This is a genomic window from Vibrio aerogenes, from assembly GCF_024346755.1.
Lineage (GTDB): Bacteria > Pseudomonadota > Gammaproteobacteria > Enterobacterales > Vibrionaceae > Vibrio > Vibrio aerogenes.
This window is the reverse complement of record NZ_AP024861.1, coordinates 1489573-1507479: the sequence shown is the minus strand read 5'-3', so window position 1 is coordinate 1507479 and position 17907 is coordinate 1489573. Positions and strand designations below refer to the sequence as shown.

At 47.1% G+C, this 17907-nt stretch carries 14 protein-coding genes; 5 read left to right on the top strand and 9 right to left on the bottom strand.

The genetic code is table 11. The features are described from left to right. Positions 1-33 precede the first annotated feature (33 nt). Positions 34-3594, bottom strand: coding sequence for a S41 family peptidase (locus OCV29_RS06770; protein ID WP_073605556.1), 3561 nt, complete (start codon positions 3592-3594; stop codon positions 34-36). Positions 3595-4048: 454 nt separating this feature from the next. Between OCV29_RS06770 and OCV29_RS06765 the strand changes: the two genes are divergently transcribed. The 3 genes from OCV29_RS06765 (at position 4049) to OCV29_RS06755 (ending at position 7195) form a co-directional block, all read left to right on the top strand. Beyond that, on the top strand, positions 4049-5056 hold the full coding sequence (locus OCV29_RS06765) for a tripartite tricarboxylate transporter substrate binding protein (RefSeq protein WP_073605557.1): 1008 nt from the start codon (positions 4049-4051) through the stop codon (positions 5054-5056). A gap of 155 nt (positions 5057-5211) precedes the next feature. Beyond that, entirely contained in the window at positions 5212-5703 is a 492-nt protein-coding gene (locus OCV29_RS06760) for a tripartite tricarboxylate transporter TctB family protein (RefSeq protein WP_073605558.1), read from the top strand. A 7-nt stretch (positions 5704-5710) separates the two neighbouring features. Beyond that, positions 5711-7195, top strand: coding sequence for a tripartite tricarboxylate transporter permease (locus OCV29_RS06755; protein ID WP_073605559.1), 1485 nt, complete (start codon positions 5711-5713; stop codon positions 7193-7195). A 71-nt stretch (positions 7196-7266) separates the two neighbouring features. Here the strand turns inward: OCV29_RS06755 and serS are convergent, their stop codons facing one another. From serS to OCV29_RS06735, 4 genes are all read right to left on the bottom strand, one after another. Continuing rightward, positions 7267-8574, bottom strand: a complete 1308-nt coding sequence (serS, locus tag OCV29_RS06750; protein WP_073605560.1) for a serine--tRNA ligase — start codon at positions 8572-8574, stop codon at positions 7267-7269. A gap of 159 nt (positions 8575-8733) precedes the next feature. Beyond that, entirely contained in the window at positions 8734-10083 is a 1350-nt protein-coding gene (locus OCV29_RS06745) for a replication-associated recombination protein A (protein WP_073605561.1), read from the bottom strand. Positions 10084-10094: 11 nt separating this feature from the next. Beyond that, positions 10095-10688 carry an outer membrane lipoprotein chaperone LolA gene (lolA, locus tag OCV29_RS06740; protein WP_073605562.1) on the bottom strand — a complete coding sequence of 198 codons (594 nt, stop codon included), beginning with the start codon at positions 10686-10688 and terminating at the stop codon, positions 10095-10097. Between the two features lie 187 nt (positions 10689-10875). After that, positions 10876-11487: an SEC-C metal-binding domain-containing protein gene (locus tag OCV29_RS06735; RefSeq protein WP_073605655.1), complete on the bottom strand. Its 612-nt coding sequence runs from the start codon at positions 11485-11487 to the stop codon at positions 10876-10878. Positions 11488-11626: 139 nt separating this feature from the next. On the opposite strand from OCV29_RS06735, the gene dusC reads away from it, so the two are divergent. Continuing rightward, the gene (gene dusC, locus OCV29_RS06730; RefSeq protein ID WP_073605656.1) at positions 11627-12574 is read left to right on the top strand and encodes a tRNA dihydrouridine(16) synthase DusC; all 948 of its coding nucleotides are present in this window, start codon (positions 11627-11629) and stop codon (positions 12572-12574) included. 100 nt (positions 12575-12674) lie between these two features. On the opposite strand, the gene OCV29_RS06725 is transcribed toward dusC, so the two are convergent. From OCV29_RS06725 to yfbV, 4 genes are all read right to left on the bottom strand, one after another. Continuing rightward, positions 12675-13469 carry an ABC transporter ATP-binding protein gene (locus OCV29_RS06725; protein WP_073605563.1) on the bottom strand — a complete coding sequence of 265 codons (795 nt, stop codon included), beginning with the start codon at positions 13467-13469 and terminating at the stop codon, positions 12675-12677. After that, a complete protein-coding gene (locus OCV29_RS06720) occupies positions 13466-14401 on the bottom strand; it encodes an ABC transporter permease (protein WP_073605564.1) in 936 nt (311 codons plus the stop codon). The genes OCV29_RS06725 and OCV29_RS06720 overlap by 4 nt, the downstream gene beginning before the upstream one ends. A gap of 55 nt (positions 14402-14456) precedes the next feature. Further along, positions 14457-15422, bottom strand: a complete 966-nt coding sequence (locus OCV29_RS06715; RefSeq protein WP_073605565.1) for an ABC transporter substrate-binding protein — start codon at positions 15420-15422, stop codon at positions 14457-14459. A gap of 386 nt (positions 15423-15808) precedes the next feature. Then, positions 15809-16261, bottom strand: coding sequence for a terminus macrodomain insulation protein YfbV (yfbV, locus tag OCV29_RS06710; RefSeq protein ID WP_073605566.1), 453 nt, complete (start codon positions 16259-16261; stop codon positions 15809-15811). Between the two features lie 340 nt (positions 16262-16601). Here yfbV and OCV29_RS06705 point away from each other — a divergent pair, with 340 nt between their 5' ends. Next, on the top strand, positions 16602-17798 hold the full coding sequence (locus tag OCV29_RS06705; protein WP_073605567.1) for an acetate kinase: 1197 nt from the start codon (positions 16602-16604) through the stop codon (positions 17796-17798). The last annotated feature ends 109 nt before the right edge of the window (positions 17799-17907 follow it).

Genomic DNA, 17907 nt, shown 5'->3' with positions numbered 1-17907 from the left:
GTATGGATAACACCCGGATTTTAAATCCTGCGCTCATAAGCCGGAAGCCGGGATATCCGCAGCCTGAACCGTTGTTCCGGCTTCGACCACCGGCTCTAATGGTTTCAGAGGCGAGGTTTTGATTTTATCATTCAGATAATCAATCGCTTTTTGTAACTGCGCATCATGCCCCATAAAGGTTTCATATGGCAGGTTATCGACCTCGATCGTGGGGGCGACGCCATGTTGTTCAATCAACCACTGGCCATCAACTGAATACTGAGGATATTGTGCAACCCGGGCTCTTCCCCAATCCGTCAAATTATTACTGTTATCCAGCCAGACACCGGCACCAAAGGTTCTCATACCAATGACCGGCCCGAGATTCAGCGCTTTAACGCCGGCAGTAAAGGTCTCGCCGTCAGAATAAGTCATCTGATTCGCCAAAACAGCAATATGCCCGCGGAATGCCTGTTGCATATTCGGGTAAGCGCCACCATGCCGCGACTTCCAGTACATCCAGGTCCGGCGCATCAGTTTATCCAGAACCCAGGAATCAATATTTCCGCCCTGATTATTCCGTACATCAATAATCAGCCCCTGCTTGTCAATATTGGCATAAAATTCCCGGACAAAAGTTCCGGCATCTTTGCTGACCATCGCATGCAGATAGATATAGCCGATCTGATGATCACTTTGCTCTCTCACCTGCTGCTGATTCTGTTCTGCCCAGTCCTGCCATGCATAATTGCGGCTTTTCTTTGCATCAACAGGATAAACAATGACCTGATGTGTTTTTCCGGATCGGCTGAGCGTCAGCAACACCTGCTGATCAAACTGATTTCTTAATAACTGGCTCACATCTGCCAGTGAAGCAACCGGGCGCTTATTGATTTCAACAATCAAATCACCGTTTTCAGCATCGACTCCCGGCTTCGCCAGTGGAGAGGCCATTTCCGGAACTTCGGGATCAGCCTGATAAATGTGCTCAATCTGTACGCCTTTTCCGGTTTGAACGAGTACAGCTCCCAGACTGGCAGCATCAGCGGTTTCAACTGCTTCAGGCAAATCTTCACCGGCATTAATCTGTGAGTGAAGCGAATTTAACCGGCTGGTCATCTGCCCAAGTAAATCCGCAAGCTCATCACGATCTGAAACCCGTGAAACCAACGGTTCTAACTGTGTTTTGACCTGATTCCAGTCAACGCCCCGCATCGATGGATCATAAAACATATCCCGATGCATCAGCCATGCACTGTGGAACATCTGTAACCACTCATCAACCGGATTGACCTGCATATGCCACTGATTTACATTGACCCGGTAACGGCCCATCCTTCCCGGCAATGATGAACCCGCCGGAACCACATAGCCATCGCTGTCATAAACGACGAATAAATGTTCCCGATCCTGGGAAAGTTCATAACGACTGATACCACCGGAGACGGTATTCAGACTCACCTGACGATCGGCATAACGTACAAATTTCAGCTGGTTGTTTCCTGACTGCCCTTCACGAAGTAAATACAGGCCGTTTTTCCCCACCCGAAGCTGAGCATATTTGCCTGCCTTAACCGGCACCTGCCAGAGCCGTTTTTGAATCGTCTTCCACCCCGGTGCTGATTCAGGTTCAGGCAGAATCTCCTGTTTATTTTTCTGCGCCATACTGCCGGCATCAACAGGCTGTTCAGACTTCAGTGAATCATCCGTCTTCTCTGGCTGAGCCTGACCTGCTGCCTGTTCAGGCTCCGCTTTTACAGACTCAGTTTTTAATGGCTCAGCACGAGTCTGTTCTGCTTGCGAAGATGTGACTTTCGAAGACGAATCAGGCTGCTCATCTTCCGCCGGTAACGCTTCTTTTGGCACGCTGTCATCCGGTTGTGATTGTGGCTCAGCGTCTGGCTTGTTTGTCAATTCACTGACCGGCCGGAACGGAAATTCTGCCTGCGGATCCAACGCAAAAGCAAAAATACCGGTCTGGCCGGCAAACACCGGGTCAGAAATTCGGTCTTGCCACGGTGAAGATGAAATCGCTTCAAAGTGGCGATCAGATAAAAAGTAGAGCCACTGACCATCGGCACTGAAGCCGGGAGAAAATGAATTGTACTTACCCGACGTCAGCTGCTGAGAATAACCCGTTGCCAAATCATATAACACTATCGTTGAACGATCCGCATTGTCCGGCATCGTGCCAATCGCAAGATACCGGCTATCATCCGACCACTGATAAGTCCCGAAGGCATCATTGACCGGACCATGATCAAGAATCTGCTTCATTTTTCCCGTTTGTACATCGACCAGCCACAGATGACCGTCTTTATCATCGGTCAGCAAATGCTTACCATCCGGAGACTCACTCAAACTCCAGCGAATTGAGTGACCTTCGTGAGTCATCTGCTTCATTTTGTCAGTTCCGTCAGCCGCAAACTGCCAAATCTGTTCTTCGCCTGAAGCATCACAAATGGCGTAAATCCACTTTTTGTCCTGGCTCATACGGGCCAATTTTACCCGGCTGTGTGCCGGGGTCTGAATTTCAGTCAAACGGGTTCCGTCCGTCGTCGCGACCGCAACTTTTCCCCGTGCTGTAATCACAACCCGGTTGCCATCGGGAGTGATGGTCGTACTGCTTTCGTAATCAAGCGGATTTTTAATCCAGCGAGGCTGCCGGTATGGCTGGTCCGACACCAGTTGCAGCGGCAATAACTGCGCCTGAGCCGAACTATCTCTTGGGTCTGCCGGCTTGCCGGTAGTCTGTGCTTGCGGGGGAGTGATCGTATAGATCATCAGATCCGCTCCCAGCTGAAACACGATTCTGCCTTCACTCAAATCCGGGGTTCTGACCGGAAAGCGGGTATAAAACGTCAACTGTGTTTTGTCTGATCCATCCGGATTCATCGACCACAAATTTGGATTACCGCTTTTATCCGACAGGTAATAGACCTTCCCCTGATAGAACATCGGATCGCTGGCCGAACCACTCCCGGCAGGGGTTAACAGCTGCGCTTCCTGTTGACTGCCTGGCTGAAACCGCCAAATCTGGCCCTGAGCTCCACCACGGTAAGCCCGGAGTTTATCACCACTGACCTGAGTGCCGAACCGGGCAAAGAAAAGCGTATTTCCCGCTTCATCAATCACACCCTGATTCGCGTTATACAGCGGCAAGACATGGGTTTTAAGTGTATCCGGATTCACTTCTTTTAACTGCCAGGTACCCAGCGGACCTGTGACATGATTCGTCGCATAGAGAATGCCGCCCTGCTTTGTCCATTGTTGCAACCGGACATTCATCTGTTCAAAGGTGACGCGCGCCGGAATGCCACCATCGATCGGCATCACATAAGCTTCTCTGGCACCATCATAATTTGCGACAAATGCAACCTGTCTGCCGTCCGGAGAAATAATGGCATCATCTTCCATCCCTCGCCGGGATGTTAAACGGTGTGCCATTTTCTGATTCGTCTGAGCCGTCCAGAGATCACCCTCAGCAACAAAAATCAGTTGATCTCCGTGTAAGGCTGGTTGCCGGTAATAGCCGGTATGGGAAGGCCCCGAATAGGCGGATGCGCTGATGCTTATCCCTGCCAGTAAAATGAACCAGTAACATTTCCATTGCATTATTATTTTCTCCCGGAATTCATGTTGAACGATATGACCAGTATGCCGGAGTTTTCGTATTCAGAATGAGCAGACCTTCTGACGATATTTTTGTACTCCGGGCAATCCCAATTCAGCACCGACGATTCAGCAACGCCTGCGTTGTCAATTGAATCAGCACTGCAGGCGCTGAACTGATGACGGTATATCAAAGAATGACCATATGTTTAAACATTTTATCACTTAGAAATCAAGACATGATCTGACTCAATGCAACCATCCTGTCCTGATGATCCACCGGTTCAAAACTGCCACCGGGGATAATTCTTTTCACTCAGAATAAATCCTTGTGATGACATGCAGAAATTAACAGTAGAAAACGTACTAGTTCGCTGGTACATTTATTTACATAATAGTAAGTCAGCACCTCACAGACAGGTGTCAGCCTTTCAAACCATCAAATCAGGACGAGTTTATGTACGGGAAACCTTTAAAAAGTCTGATTGCCATTTTATCCATGGCAATCTCTCATATCGCCTTTGCCGGAGATTTTCCGGCCAAAAATATTCAGGGAATCATCATGTGGGGTGCCGGAGGCTCTACAGACAGCGTGATGAGAACCGTTACACCGGCAGCAGAAAAAAAACTCAACACCGACATTATCATGATCAACCGTCCCGGCGCTGGCGGCGCTTTAGCCACAAAGTATGTGAACGCCAAAAGAGCCGACGGGTATACATTGCTGATGGGCGCAGAAAATCCACAGATTTATAAAGTGCTCGGGTTATCCAAAACAGATTACAGTGACATGATTCCGGTTTCGCTACTGGCTCAGGGCATTTCCGTATTTGTTGCCAGAACCGATGCGCCTTATAACAATCTGAAAGAATTTGTTGCGTATGCCAGGGCACATCCGAAAACGGTTAAAGCAGGCTCAACCGGTCCGGCCGGACTGCCCTCTATCTTACTTTCAATCCTGAAAACAACAGAGAATTTTGAAGTGACCTCTGTGCCTTACAACGGAGATGGTCAGGCACTGACAGCACTCTTGAGTCACGCCATCGATGTCATGCCGACAACCTATGGCCCTGCCAGAGAATATATCCGCGCCGGACAGATGAAAGTGATTGGTTTAATGGATAAAAAGCCCAATGCGCAGCTTCCGGGCATTCAGCCGGCGACCACTTATTTTCCTGAGCTTGCCAAACAGCTGCCTTACAGCGCTTTCTTCGGTGTATTTGTCAAAAAAGACACACCGGAGGATGTCGTTGCAAAATTATCCGATGCGTTTAACAGCGCAGCCAGACAGGATAATTTCCGCCAGATGCTTGACAGTAAAGGTTATGAATATCTGGGGCTCAGCGGTCAGGAAGCCGTCAAGTATTTAGACAGATTCCGTTCTGTCGGTTCGTGGACAATCTATAATGCGGGTGGTGCGAAGTTTTCTCCTGAAGCGTTCAACATCCCGAAGATATCAGAGTAGAAAACGGCGCTGCTTCTTCAGGATCTGCGGTCATCAATCACAGCACCGGATGACCACAGAGACTATTTTTATAGTCATCCTGACTGACATGGGGATGCGTTATCATCTCCATGTCAGATGTATTTTATCTGTTCATTCACAAGGAAATATCACTCATGACGACCAGAACCAGAAAACCGGGTGAACTGGTATTCAACGGGCTCACTGTCATTCTCAGTTTTTTTTTAGTTGTCCAGTCATCGCAAATTTCCGGCTTTACAGCATGGAGCGCTCCCGGATTTTTCCCGGTACTTGCATCATTGATCATGCTGGTTGCTTCTGTTTTTTCTTTTGTCCGGAGCTGTCGGATCAGCCCACCAACACTGCCCATGATATCTTTCTGGAGACGCGTGCTTCCCCGGCAGATCATCATCATGATGATCTCGGTGATTGCTTTTGCCTTTGCGCTTAGTCTCGTTGGTTTTTTGCCGGCAAGTTTGGTTTTTCTGTTTGTGACGATCAAAATATTTCACGGTACAAACGGGGTAAAAACACTCTTAATCAGCGTGGTGTCACTGGCTGTTATCTACCTGATTTTCAGGGGCGTCTTTCAGGTCATCCTGCCGGAGAGCGAATGGCTGACCCAACTCACCGGCTTTGAGGTATAAGCTCATCATGGAAGCACTACATCTGTTTTTCACCTCATGGTTCTCACCAGAACAACTTGCACTCACAGCACTGGGCACCTTTCTCGGTATTTATATCGGTGCCATTCCGGGGTTATCCGTTACGATGGCCGTCTCTATTTTGATTTCTTTCACCTTCTCCTGGGAGCTGGATCATGCGCTGTGCCTGATGGTAGGCGTTTACATGGGTGGTGTTTACGGCGGTTCAAGAACTGCAATATTACTCAATATTCCCGGCGCCCCCTCTGCGATTGCCACAGCATTTGACGGCTTTCCACTGGCACAAAAAGGCGAAGCCGGGCGGGCAATTGGCCTGTCCACTGTCATGTCAGTCATTGGCGGATTTGTCGGGATTATCATTCTCTCTTTTGCTGCACCATTCATCAGCCAAATCGCGATTAAACTCCAGCCCCGTGACTATTTTATGATTGGTATTCTCGGCATTATGCTGATTAGTTCGATGTCTCAGGGACAATTTTCAAAAGGATTATTCACCGGCGCACTGGGTATTCTGCTGGGTACAGTCGGGATGGATCCGATGACCGCAGAAGAACGTCTGACTTTTGGAATTGTTGAATTATGGGATGGCATCAATCCGGTGGCGGTCATGATCGGCATGTTTGGTTTATCTGAAGTTCTGATCCAGCTACATTTTATGGATAAACCGGCTATGAAGCAGATTCTGGACAAAATCATTCCTGATCTGAGTGAAATCAGGAAATATCTGCCACTCAGTCTCAAATCTTCCGTTTTGGGGGTGATTGTTGGCGCACTGCCCGGCACCGGTGGTGATATCGCTTCCCTGATGGCTTATGACTATGCCAAACGCAGCACCAAAAAGCCGGACGTTCCGTTTGGTCAGGGTGCCAAAGAAGGCCTGATAGCGCCGGAATCGGCAAATAATGCTGCGGTTGGCGGCGCTTATATCCCGATGTTGACACTTGGTATTCCCGGTGATGCTGTCACTGCTGTTTTTATTGGTGCGCTATTTATTCACGGATTAAATCCCGGACCATTACTGTTGACAGATAATCCGGATATGTTCTGGTTTACTGTCGGCAACCTGACGCTGGCTAATATTTTTGTACTCATTTTTGGTCTGACTGGCATTAAGGTCTTCAGTAAACTGGTCACCTGTCCCAAAGGCATTCTGGTGCCACTGATTATGATTTTATCCGTAGTCGGCGCATACGCGATAAACAATGCACTGGCGGATGTATGGTGGATGCTGGGATTCGGTATCGTGGGTTACTTCATGCGTATGTATCAGTACCCGGTCGCACCAGTCATTCTCGGTGTGATTCTCAGCGATCTGATGGACCAAAACTGGCGCCGGGCGATGCTCATCGAACAGGACAGTCTAACAAACCTGTTCAGCAGTATTATTGCCAGTCCGGTTTCCTGTCTGTTGTTTGGTGTGATTGTGTTCATTTTTATCTCACAAACACCCCTCTGGAAAAAAATCCGCTCATAACAAACACATCAGACAATAAAAAACCAGATGCGTCACCACATCTGGTTTTTTCTCTTGTACATCCCGGCAACTTAACCGATATGTGTCAAACCACCCATGTATTTTTGTAGTACATAAGGGATAGCAATCCGGCCATCCGCCTGCTGGAAGTTTTCCATAATCGCAACCATCGTCCGTCCAACAGCAAGACCAGAACCATTGAGTGTATGGACCAGCTCTGGTTTCTTCTCCCCTTTACGACGGAAACGTGCTTGCATCCGGCGCGCCTGAAAGTCCCACATATTAGAACAAGAAGAAATTTCACGGTAAGTTTCCTGAGCAGGTACCCACACTTCCAAATCATAAGTTTTGCGTGAACCAAAACCCATATCTCCGGTACACAACACGACTTTGCGATAAGGCAATTCCAGCATCTGCAAGACTTTTTCTGCGTGTCCGGTTAACGCTTCCAGTGCATCCATTGAATCTTCAGGGCGGGAGATATGAACCAGCTCCACCTTGTCAAACTGGTGCATACGAATCAACCCACGGGTATCCCGGCCATAGGAACCAGCTTCTGAGCGAAAACATGGCGTATGTGCCGTCATTTTCAACGGCAAATCTGCCTCATCCACAATCGTATCGCGGACAATATTCGTCAGCGGAACTTCCGCTGTCGGAATCAGTGACAACTTACGTGGTTCCTCATCGTTCACTTTCTCTGTCAGCGGTTCAGTATGAAACAGATCCTGACCAAACTTTGGTAATTGCCCTGTACCATACAAACTATCGGCATTCACCAGATAAGGCACATACATTTCCGTGTAACCATGCTGTTGTGTATGCAAGTCCAGCATAAACTGTGCAATGGCACGATGCAGTCTGGCAAACTGGCCTTTCATCACGATAAAACGTGCGCCCGTCAGCTTGGTTGCAGAAGCAAAATCCAGCCCGCCACTCAACTCACCTAAATCAACATGATCTTTAATTTCAAAGTCGTAAGTCGCAGGCTCTCCCCAACGGGAGATTTCAACATTATCATTTTCATCTTTGCCGTCTGGCACTGAATCATCCGGAAGATTCGGTACGGACATAGCGATCGTTTCAAGTTTCTCCAGCACTTCAGCCAGTTCAACTTTTTTCTTATCCAGATCACTACCAAGAGAACCGATTTGCAGCTTAATGGCTTCTGCACCTTCTTTGTCACCGGCCGCCATTTTCTGGCCAATTTGCTTGGAGATGGAGTTGCGAGTGGATTGTAAATTTTCAACTTCTACCTGAATCGACTTACGTTGCTCTTCAAGTTGACGAATCGTATCTACATCGAGGTTAAATCCCCGACGCGCCAGTTTTGCCGCTGTTTCTTCCAGTTCGGCACGAAGTAATTTAGAATCCAGCATTGCTAATCCTATGCTTGTTTTGTTGTAAAAAAATTTTTCTAAGACATTTTCAAAGAAAAACAGACGATTTTATTCTTTCTAATCTGAGAATCTGAACCATGGCTCAATCTGTGAGCCCCGGCCAGTCAAAGCCAGACTACAGAAGATAACGAAAACTCATTACTTTTCATAGCGCTTTTGTGAGCTTTTTGCATCTAAATCTGACAGATAATTCAACTTATCCTTAATTTTAGCTTCAAGGCCCCTTTCGGTTGGGTAGTAATAGCGGGTACCTGCCATTTCAGGAGAAAAATAAGCTTCCCCGGCGGCATAAGCTCCCGGCTCATCATGTGCATAACGATAGCCCTGACCATACCCCATCTCTTTCATCAGTTTTGTCGGCGCATTTCTCAAATGGTGAGGCACTTCATATTCCGGCGTCGAAGCCGCATCATGCAGGGCCTGCTTCCAGGCGGTATAGACCGCATTGCTCTTTGGCGCACAGGCCAGATAAACAATGGCCTGAGCAATCGCCCGCTCACCTTCTGCCGGGCCAACCCGGGTAAAGCAATCCCACGCAGATAACGCAACCTGCATCGCCCGGGGGTCTGCATTACCAATATCTTCTGAAGCAATGGCCAGCAAACGCCGTGCGATATACAAAGGATCACACCCGGCATTGATCATTCTTGCTGACCAGTAAAGGGCACCATCGGGATTTGAACCCCGAATTGACTTATGAACCGCAGAAATCAGGTCATACCAGACATCACCCCGGTTATCAAAGCGGGCCACTTTCTCCCCGGCCACCTCAGCAAGCAGTGCAAGGTTGATAACTTTTGCACCTTCATCATCTTCTTCAGCCATATCATACAGCAGTTCAAGATAATTCAACGCCATCCGGGCATCACCCTGCACCAGTTCTGCCAGCCGCAATAAAGTGTCTTCTCTGAAATCAGCAGGGATATTTCCCATCCCGCAGGATTTATCCTCAATTGCCTGAGTCAGAGCATTAGCAATATCAGTCGCCGTCAGCGCACTCAGCTTGTATACCCTCGCCCGGGATAGCAATGCATTATTTAATTCAAAAGAAGGATTTTCAGTGGTCGCACCAATAAATGTAACGGTGCCATCTTCAATATGTGGCAGAAAAGCATCCTGCTGAGACTTGTTAAACCGGTGAACCTCATCCACAAACAGGATGGTTCTGAAACCTGTCATCTTGTTTTCTCTGGCCCGTTCAATCGCAGCACGGATATCTTTCACCCCCGAAGTCACCGCAGAGACCCGCTCAACCTTGGCACTGGCGTAACCAGCAGCCAGTTCAGCCAGCGTGGTTTTTCCCGTGCCGGGCGGTCCCCATAAAATCATCGAGTGCAGGTGCCCGCTTTCTACAGCACGGCGCAAGGGCTTTCCTGGTCCGAGAATATGCTGCTGACCAATGTAATGTTCTATTTTTTTCGGCCGCATTCTGGCGGCCAAAGGACGAAAATCTTCGTCTCCTGAAAAATCTAAACGATAGTTATCCACGTGAGTTTGCTTTATTGTCGTTGATCATCAATTTCAACACCATCAGGGATACTAAACTTAAATTTAGTCTTTGACGGCCGTTGCAACTGTATTTGTTCAAATGTAAACAGACTACGCTGGCCATCCTGCTCTATCACGTCAAACCCTTTGACAACACCTTTGGCATCAATCCGGATATGAAATGTTCCCTGCTGATTATGTGAAACAGGAATCAGGGTGAATTCATCACCTTTTTGTGTGATTTGATATTGTGCCCAGTCCGTTTTCTGATTCCGGGTCAGCAGAACAAATGGCGTCTGTTCAGTCGCCTGAGCCTGATTGTAAATCGTGACCTGTTCCACGAATGGCGTGTAGTACCAAACGGTTTTTCCGTCTGACACTAAGAGATTTTCATCCGGGGAGGTTGTTTCCCAGCGAAACAGGCTTGGACGGGCAATATCAACCGTGCCTTTACCTTGTGAAACCAAATCCCCTTCGGGTCCCAGCACTTTCTGAGAAAAATGAGCTGAAAAACCATCAGTCAATGCCAGTCTGGTGCTCAATACATCTTCAGGAGTGGCATAAACCATAAAACTGCACATGAGCAATGCAAAACACTTTTTCATAAATAATCTAAACCCCGGCTGTCGCTTTAGTACGACTCACATTCTATAAAATTTCAATCACTCAGATATAACCAATCTGCTGGTTTCTTTGTCAGAATCATGTCTGAAAACTCAATCAGTTTTCTCCCGGACTGTTCTTTCTGTCTCTTATTGAGATGACATATCCTGTAGACTGCATTGCTAACGCTCAGTTCAGGCAACAATGCTTAAATTTTTTCCCGCTCCCGCACGGGCAGGTATCATTTCTGCTGACGCTTTTATAAGGATTCAGACGGCTTCCCTGATGGCCCGTTAACGCCGCATCAGCTGAGGCAAAAACTTCCTGAATCATCCATGGTAAATTCGGCGCCATTTCTTTATATGAAGGTAATTCAGTCAACCCGGCCTGCAGCATCTCCTGATGTGTCTGCGTTTCATCAATTGCCAGCATCCATGTTGTCAGCAATCCCTGCAACATTCGCTGCGTGCCATCGGATACATCCGTCTCAAGCCAGCCAGCTTCCACAACAGGCCAGATGGTCATAAAACCTTCCGCAAAATCGGCCATGTCTTCAGCGGTAAGTCTTTCCAATAAAGCATAAAAGCCATGCTCTGGCTGAGCCAGAACATCATATTGATGCTGATAGTGCGACATAACCTGCTTCTCAGCCTCATCATCCAGTGTATTGAACAGGAGAGATTGCCATGTGGCCGGTGACAAAGGCTGACATGTCATATTGGCTGCCAGCATTGCCCCTTCAATAAAAAAAGCGGATTCAGAAGACGGCAAATCAGCCGTGTCTAATAATTGATAACTCATGCCGTAATATTCAAGATTCATTCAGCCGGTTATTATACCTCAGAACCAATGCAGGATAACACTTCCCTGAAGCATTAGAGTGACATTTTAATCAACCCGGACTACAATCTCGCGTCCTGAAATTGAGAATATGAATGATATGCGAGTTGTACTTGGCCCGATGGAGGGCGTACTGGATTATTTAATGCGGGATCTCCTGACCGAAATCAACGATTATGATCTGTGTGTGACAGAATTTGTCCGTGTCGTTGAGCAACTCTTGCCGAAACACGTTTTTTACCGCCTTTGCCCTGAACTTCACCATGGTTCAAAAACACGTTCAGGTGTTCCGGTGAATGTGCAGCTTTTAGGCCAGCACCCACAATGGATGGCTGAAAATGCTCACCGTGCAGCTGAAATGGGCGCACATGGCATTGACCTGAATTTCGGCTGCCCGGCTAAACTGGTTAACAAAAGTAAAGGTGGTGCCGCACTGCTTGCCTTCCCGGAAGAAATTTACCGAATCGTAAAAGCCTGCCGGGAGGCTGTTCCGGCTGACATTCCTGTTTCGGCAAAAATCAGACTGGGGCTGGAAAACCCGGATGATTGTTTCTCGATCGTCGATGCTGTTGAACAGGCTGGTGCAGATGAACTGACAATTCACGCCAGGACAAAAACCGGCGGATACAAGGCCAGTGAAATCAAATGGGAATACATTGAGAAAATTCGTCACCGGTCGGATATACCAATCATCGCCAATGGTGAGATCTGGAGTTTTCACGATGCACAACGCTGCCGGCAGACAACCGGCGTCAATGATCTGATGATCTGCCGGGGCGCACTGAATACGCCTAATCTGGGAAATATGATTAAGTACAATCACCCACCCATGCCCTGGAAAGAGGTGCTGGGGTTATTAATTAAATATTCTGACTGTGAAGTCAGAGGCGACAAAGGCAAATACTTCCCGAACCGGATTAAGCAATGGTTTTGCTTTCTGAAACAAGCCTATCCCGAAGCCAGTGACCTGTTCAGACAAATCAGAACACTGACCGAAGTCGGACCAATTGTTGATGTCATCGCACGGGTTCAGGAACAAACTGATTGACGCACCGTTCTGAAGAACCCACCGTTGATAAATGGTTCAAATACAAAGATCCCCGGCTGTCTCATCAGACAGAACCGGGGATCTCACTCAGTGTTACTGTTTAACTTAATAATAAACTATCATCCGACAACGCTTCGCCGCGGACTTTAGTAAACATATCCAGTAAGTCAGGCACATCCATGTTTTGTCTTTGTTCACCTGAAACATCAAGCACGATCTTACCCTGATGCAACATCACCGTCCGGTCACCACACGCCAGTGCATCCTTCATTGAGTGAGTCACCATCATCACTGTCAGATTGAACTCTTTCACAATCCGTTTGGTCAGATCGATAATAAATGCTGCCATCCGGGGGTCGAGCGCTGCGGTATGTTCATCCAGTAATAACAGCTTACTGTCTGATAATGTTGCCATGACCAAGCTGACAGCCTGACGCTGTCCGCCGGATAACAAGCCGATACTGTCTCCCAGACGATCTTCCAGACCCAGTCCCAGAATACTGATACGTTCCTGAAACAATTGGCGCCGTTTAGATGACAGGGCATGTGCCCAGCCACGTCTTCTGCCACGCATATACGCCAGCGCCATATTTTCTTCAATGGTGAGTGCACCACAAGTCCCGGCAAGCGGATCCTGAAACACCCGGGCACAAAAATTTGCGCGCTCATCCACCGTCCGGCGGGTCACATCCGTATCGTCAATCACAACTTGCCCGCCAACCATGGGCGTTTCACCGGTCACCGCACCTAAAAGTGTCGATTTTCCGGCGCCATTCGAGCCAATTACAGTCAGAAACTGATGTTCCGGCACCCGCAACGATACACCACGCAACGCACGGTTTTCCAGAATTGTTCCGGGGTTAAAAGTCACCTGAATATTGTCCAGCTGAATCATGCTTTACCTCCGGATTTACTGTTATCACTCTCAGCAGTTTTAGCCGGCTGCGAATGTTTCTTTTTCATATTTTTTTTCATACGCGGCATAATCAACGCAATCGCAACCAAAACCGCAGTAACAAGGTTCAAATCGGAAGCCTGCAGCCCGAACATGCCGGAGCTCAGGGCAAATGCAACTGCAAGACGATAGAGTACTGACCCAAGAATCACCGCGACAACCGCGACCCATATTTTCCGGCCCGGGATCAGGGTTTGACCCAAAATAACCGCAGCCAGTCCCACAACAATCGTTCCGACACCGGAAGTGACATCGGCAAAACTGTTTGTCTGCGCAAACAATGCGCCTGCGAAACCAACAAACCCATTCGAAAGTGCCAGACCAAAATACGTATAAAATGCGGTACTGCCTCCCTGAGCGGCAACCATTCGGGCATTGACACCAGTCGCACGTAAACCAAGTCCGAAGTCACTGTTCAGTAAGCGAATGACAAACAGAGCAGAAAGCAGCACAAGTACACCCACAACCAGAGGACGGATATACATTGAATCGCCTAAAGATTCAAAAGGGGTCAGGATCGTGTCTTCACCAATCAGGGCTATATTGGGTCTGCCCATGATGCGAATATTAATAGAAAATGCAGCGATCATGGTTAATATTGAAGCCAAAAGATTCAAAATACCACAACGCACAGTCAGAAACGCTGTTACCCAGCCAGTCATTGCGCCGGCCACCATTGCTAAAAGCGTCGCAACCCACGGATTAATACCGGCAACGATTGCCGTTGCAGCCACAGCAGCGCCCATCGGAAAACTGCCATCCACACTTAAATCAGGAAAATCAAGGACACGGAAAGTTAAATACACACCCAAAGCGACCAGACCATAAATCAGCCCGATTTCCAGTGCACCAAAAAAAGCAAAAGCAGACATAATTACTCCCTTTCTGCTTAAATTCAGGATTGGTCAACCCAACCCTGACAAAGTTTTACTTAATACTTGTTGCTCTGTCGAGAACAGACTGAGGGATTGTAAAGCCTAACTTAGCGGCTGCGGTTTTATTCACAACCAAATCAGACCCTTTGGCAACTTTTACATCTAAAGATCCTGGTGCTTTACCATTGAGAATATCGGCAACATAATCAGCCGTCTGGATCCCTATCTGATAGTAATCAAATCCAAGGCTGGCAATTGCCCCCCGTTGAACATAAGAGGTTGCCGCGCCAAAAACAGGTGTTTTAGCCTGATTCGCTGCCACAATCATGCCCTCAATAGCACTGGCGACGGTATTGTCGATCAAGGCATAGATAATATCTGAGCGGGCCGCAATAGTTTGTGTGGCCGACTGAACATCTGCACTTTTGAGTGCCGTCGCTTCAACAACTTTCAGGCCTTGTTCTTTCGCGGTTTTTTTCAGCAAATTCATCAGACTGACAGCATTTGCTTCCCCCGGATTATAAACCACACCAATAGACTTGACGTTTGGCATTAACTCTTTAATCAATGCAACATGCTGTTTGACCGGAGATAAATCCGAAAGTCCGGTCACATTCTTACCCGGTTTTTCAAGCTTCTTCACCAGTTTTGCACCGACAGGATCTGTCACAGCAGTGAAAACAACCGGGATCGAGCGTGTCGCAGAGACCAGTGCCTGAGCCGTTGGCGTCGCAATACCAACCAGAACATCCGGATTTTCTCCGACAAACTGACGGGCAATCTGTACCGCAATCGCTGGATTTCCCTGTGCTGTTTTATATTCAAATTCTAAATTTTTACCCGGTTCAAAGCCTTTCGCTTTCAAACCATCCAGCAGCCCCTGACGGGTGGCATTAAGTGCCGGGTGTTCAACAATCTGAGAAACCGCAACCTTAGCGGTTTTGGCCATCAGGCCAGTGGAGGAAATTAAAGAAGCGCCTGCCAGTACAGCAGTCGCAAATATTTTTCCTGCTTTCATCTTAACTCCTTGAATTTTAACGATGGATGCGGATGTTGTGTAATTCAGGCCATTCATCTTTACGGGTTATCCGGCCAAAAGAATCTGAACCTTTATTTTTATCATCATAGTTATTCTGTATATTCGTTCAGTCAACCAAGCCGGTACTTCGTTACAGAGCAAACTTACCGGAAAACTGAACCTCATCTTCTTATGATAGAATATGAATAATTTTTTATTCTGCTTCAATTTTTGTCATACAGTGTTTGACATTATTACCAGCAAGTTACACCAAAGGGAAGCGGGATTTTTGGTTATCGTTAAGCGGACAAAAAACCGTATGAAACCAGACGTAGCTGCCAGCCTGAAAAGCCGGCAACCAGCAAAGAAATGAAAAAGGGGAATCTTCAGAACCAGCGCTCAAGTACAGAGCGGTCTAACTGGCGAAATGCACGATTCAGGATAAACGCCAGTTCTTTATAACGCGGATTCGCTTTGATTGGCTCAAGCGCGAACCCCGAGTCCAGAATTTTCTGGTGAAGCTCACGGTACCAGCCAGCTAAGGCAGGCGGAAGCAGTGTGTTCGCCCTGTGACCTAACCACCACATCCCCTGTAGTGGCAAACTGAGCGCGAATAATGCGATGACAATAGACTGAGGCATTGCTTCTGCATTATCGAAAGCCATCTGAGTCAGGACACTGATAGCAGCAACAGGCGGCATGACTTTGATGCCAAAACGAGTCGCTTTGATAATACGTTGTTCCGGGAACAAAGGTGATAATTCTTTCCGCACCGGCCAGATGTCCATGTACTTTTGTCCATCCCTGAGGCTATGCACTATTCCTGCATGATTACTCATAAGCTCATCTCACTCACCTGCATAGTGATTATAATATTAGTTGAAAAAATAAAATAATTCTGCAAAATATTACCTGACGTTCATATTTATACAAAAGTTTTTGTTATCGGGCCACATTGCCGCTATCCTTGGCGTGCCCTTTTACTGACATTGTTGCCTTGATTCGTCATTTAAGCAACTTTGAAATAAATATTGGCCATAATTAAAGTGTATAACCTTTAAGTGAATCACGATTAGGTATACACCCTGATGTTTTTTGACCAAAGTTAGTATACGCAGTATTTAACTGGGTTATGCTTGGTCATTGTTGTATGTAAACCGATTATACAGGTAGTTAGTCATGTCGAAGCTAGTTTTAGTATTAAACTGCGGTAGTTCTTCACTTAAATTTGCAATCGTAGATGCTGAAAACGGTAATGAATCTCTTACAGGCCTTGCAGAATGTCTTCATCTGCCTGAAGCCCGTATTAAATGGAAGCTGGATGGAAAACATGAAGCCCAGCTTGGTGATGGTGCCGCTCACGAAGAAGCACTGGCATTTATTGTTGAAACAATTTTAGCCTCTAAACCTGAACTCGCAGAAAATCTGGCTGCTATTGGTCACCGTATTGTTCATGGTGGCGAACAGTTCACTCAATCTGCACTGATTGATGAAGCTGTTCTGAAAGGTATTGAAGATTCAGCGACATTTGCACCGCTTCACAACCCGGCACATGTTATCGGGATTAAAGCGGCCCAAAAAGCATTTCCTCAATTAAAGAATGTTGCTGTATTCGACACTGCATTCCATCAAACAATGCCTGAAGAAGCGTATCTTTATGCGCTGCCTTATAAATTGTATAAGGAACATGGCATTCGCCGTTACGGTATGCACGGCACATCTCACCTGTTTATCACACGTGAAACAGCTGAACGTCTGGGTAAACCTGAAAATGAACTGAATATCATCAACTGCCACTTAGGTAATGGCGCTTCTGTCTGTGCGATCAAAAATGGCCAGTCAGTTGATACATCAATGGGTCTGACACCTTTGGAAGGTCTGGTCATGGGTACACGTTGTGGTGATATTGATCCCGCTATCATTTTCCATCTGCACGATACTTTAGGTTATTCTGTTGAACAAATTAACACCATGCTGACGAAAGAATCAGGCTTACAAGGTTTAACAGAGGTCACTTCTGATTGCCGTTATGTTGAAGACAACTACGGTAAAAAAGAAGATGCAAATCGTGCAATGGATGTTTTCTGTCATCGTCTGGCTAAATATGTTGCCGGCTACACGGCAAGTCTTGATGGACGTCTGGACGCGATTGTATTCACTGGCGGTATTGGTGAGAATTCTGCACCAATCCGTGAAATGGTGCTGAACCGTCTGGGCATTCTTGGTGTTGAAGCTGACAGTGAAGCGAACCTGAAAGCCCGTTTCGGTGGTGAAGGTGTGATTACTACGGAATCAAGCCGGATTCCGGCCATGGTCATTTCAACCAATGAAGAGTTAGTTATCGCAGAGGATACTGCACGACTAACAGGCATTTAAATATTATGAAAACTGGCTAACCTGACGTTAGCCAGTTTTTTTTCCGGGGTCTGATATAACATCGCGTATTGTTTATTAGGCTTTATTCCTTTCTGCAATATCACTTTCG

Bases quoted from the DNA above. Each gene is read 5' to 3' on its own strand.
- OCV29_RS06770 (WP_073605556.1), bottom strand. From the start codon at position 3,594: ATGCAATGGAAATGTTACTGGTTCATTTTACTGGCAGGGATAAGCATC.
- OCV29_RS06765 (WP_073605557.1), top strand. From the start codon at position 4,049: ATGTACGGGAAACCTTTAAAAAGTCTGATTGCCATTTTATCCATGGCA.
- OCV29_RS06760 (WP_073605558.1), top strand. From the start codon at position 5,212: ATGACGACCAGAACCAGAAAACCGGGTGAACTGGTATTCAACGGGCTC.
- OCV29_RS06755 (WP_073605559.1), top strand. From the start codon at position 5,711: ATGGAAGCACTACATCTGTTTTTCACCTCATGGTTCTCACCAGAACAA.
- serS (WP_073605560.1), bottom strand. From the start codon at position 8,574: ATGCTGGATTCTAAATTACTTCGTGCCGAACTGGAAGAAACAGCGGCA.
- lolA (WP_073605562.1), bottom strand. From the start codon at position 10,688: ATGAAAAAGTGTTTTGCATTGCTCATGTGCAGTTTTATGGTTTATGCC.
- OCV29_RS06735 (WP_073605655.1), bottom strand. From the start codon at position 11,487: ATGAGTTATCAATTATTAGACACGGCTGATTTGCCGTCTTCTGAATCC.
- dusC (WP_073605656.1), top strand. From the start codon at position 11,627: ATGCGAGTTGTACTTGGCCCGATGGAGGGCGTACTGGATTATTTAATG.
- OCV29_RS06725 (WP_073605563.1), bottom strand. From the start codon at position 13,469: ATGATTCAGCTGGACAATATTCAGGTGACTTTTAACCCCGGAACAATT.
- OCV29_RS06720 (WP_073605564.1), bottom strand. From the start codon at position 14,401: ATGTCTGCTTTTGCTTTTTTTGGTGCACTGGAAATCGGGCTGATTTAT.
- OCV29_RS06715 (WP_073605565.1), bottom strand. From the start codon at position 15,422: ATGAAAGCAGGAAAAATATTTGCGACTGCTGTACTGGCAGGCGCTTCT.
- yfbV (WP_073605566.1), bottom strand. From the start codon at position 16,261: ATGAGTAATCATGCAGGAATAGTGCATAGCCTCAGGGATGGACAAAAG.
- OCV29_RS06705 (WP_073605567.1), top strand. From the start codon at position 16,602: ATGTCGAAGCTAGTTTTAGTATTAAACTGCGGTAGTTCTTCACTTAAA.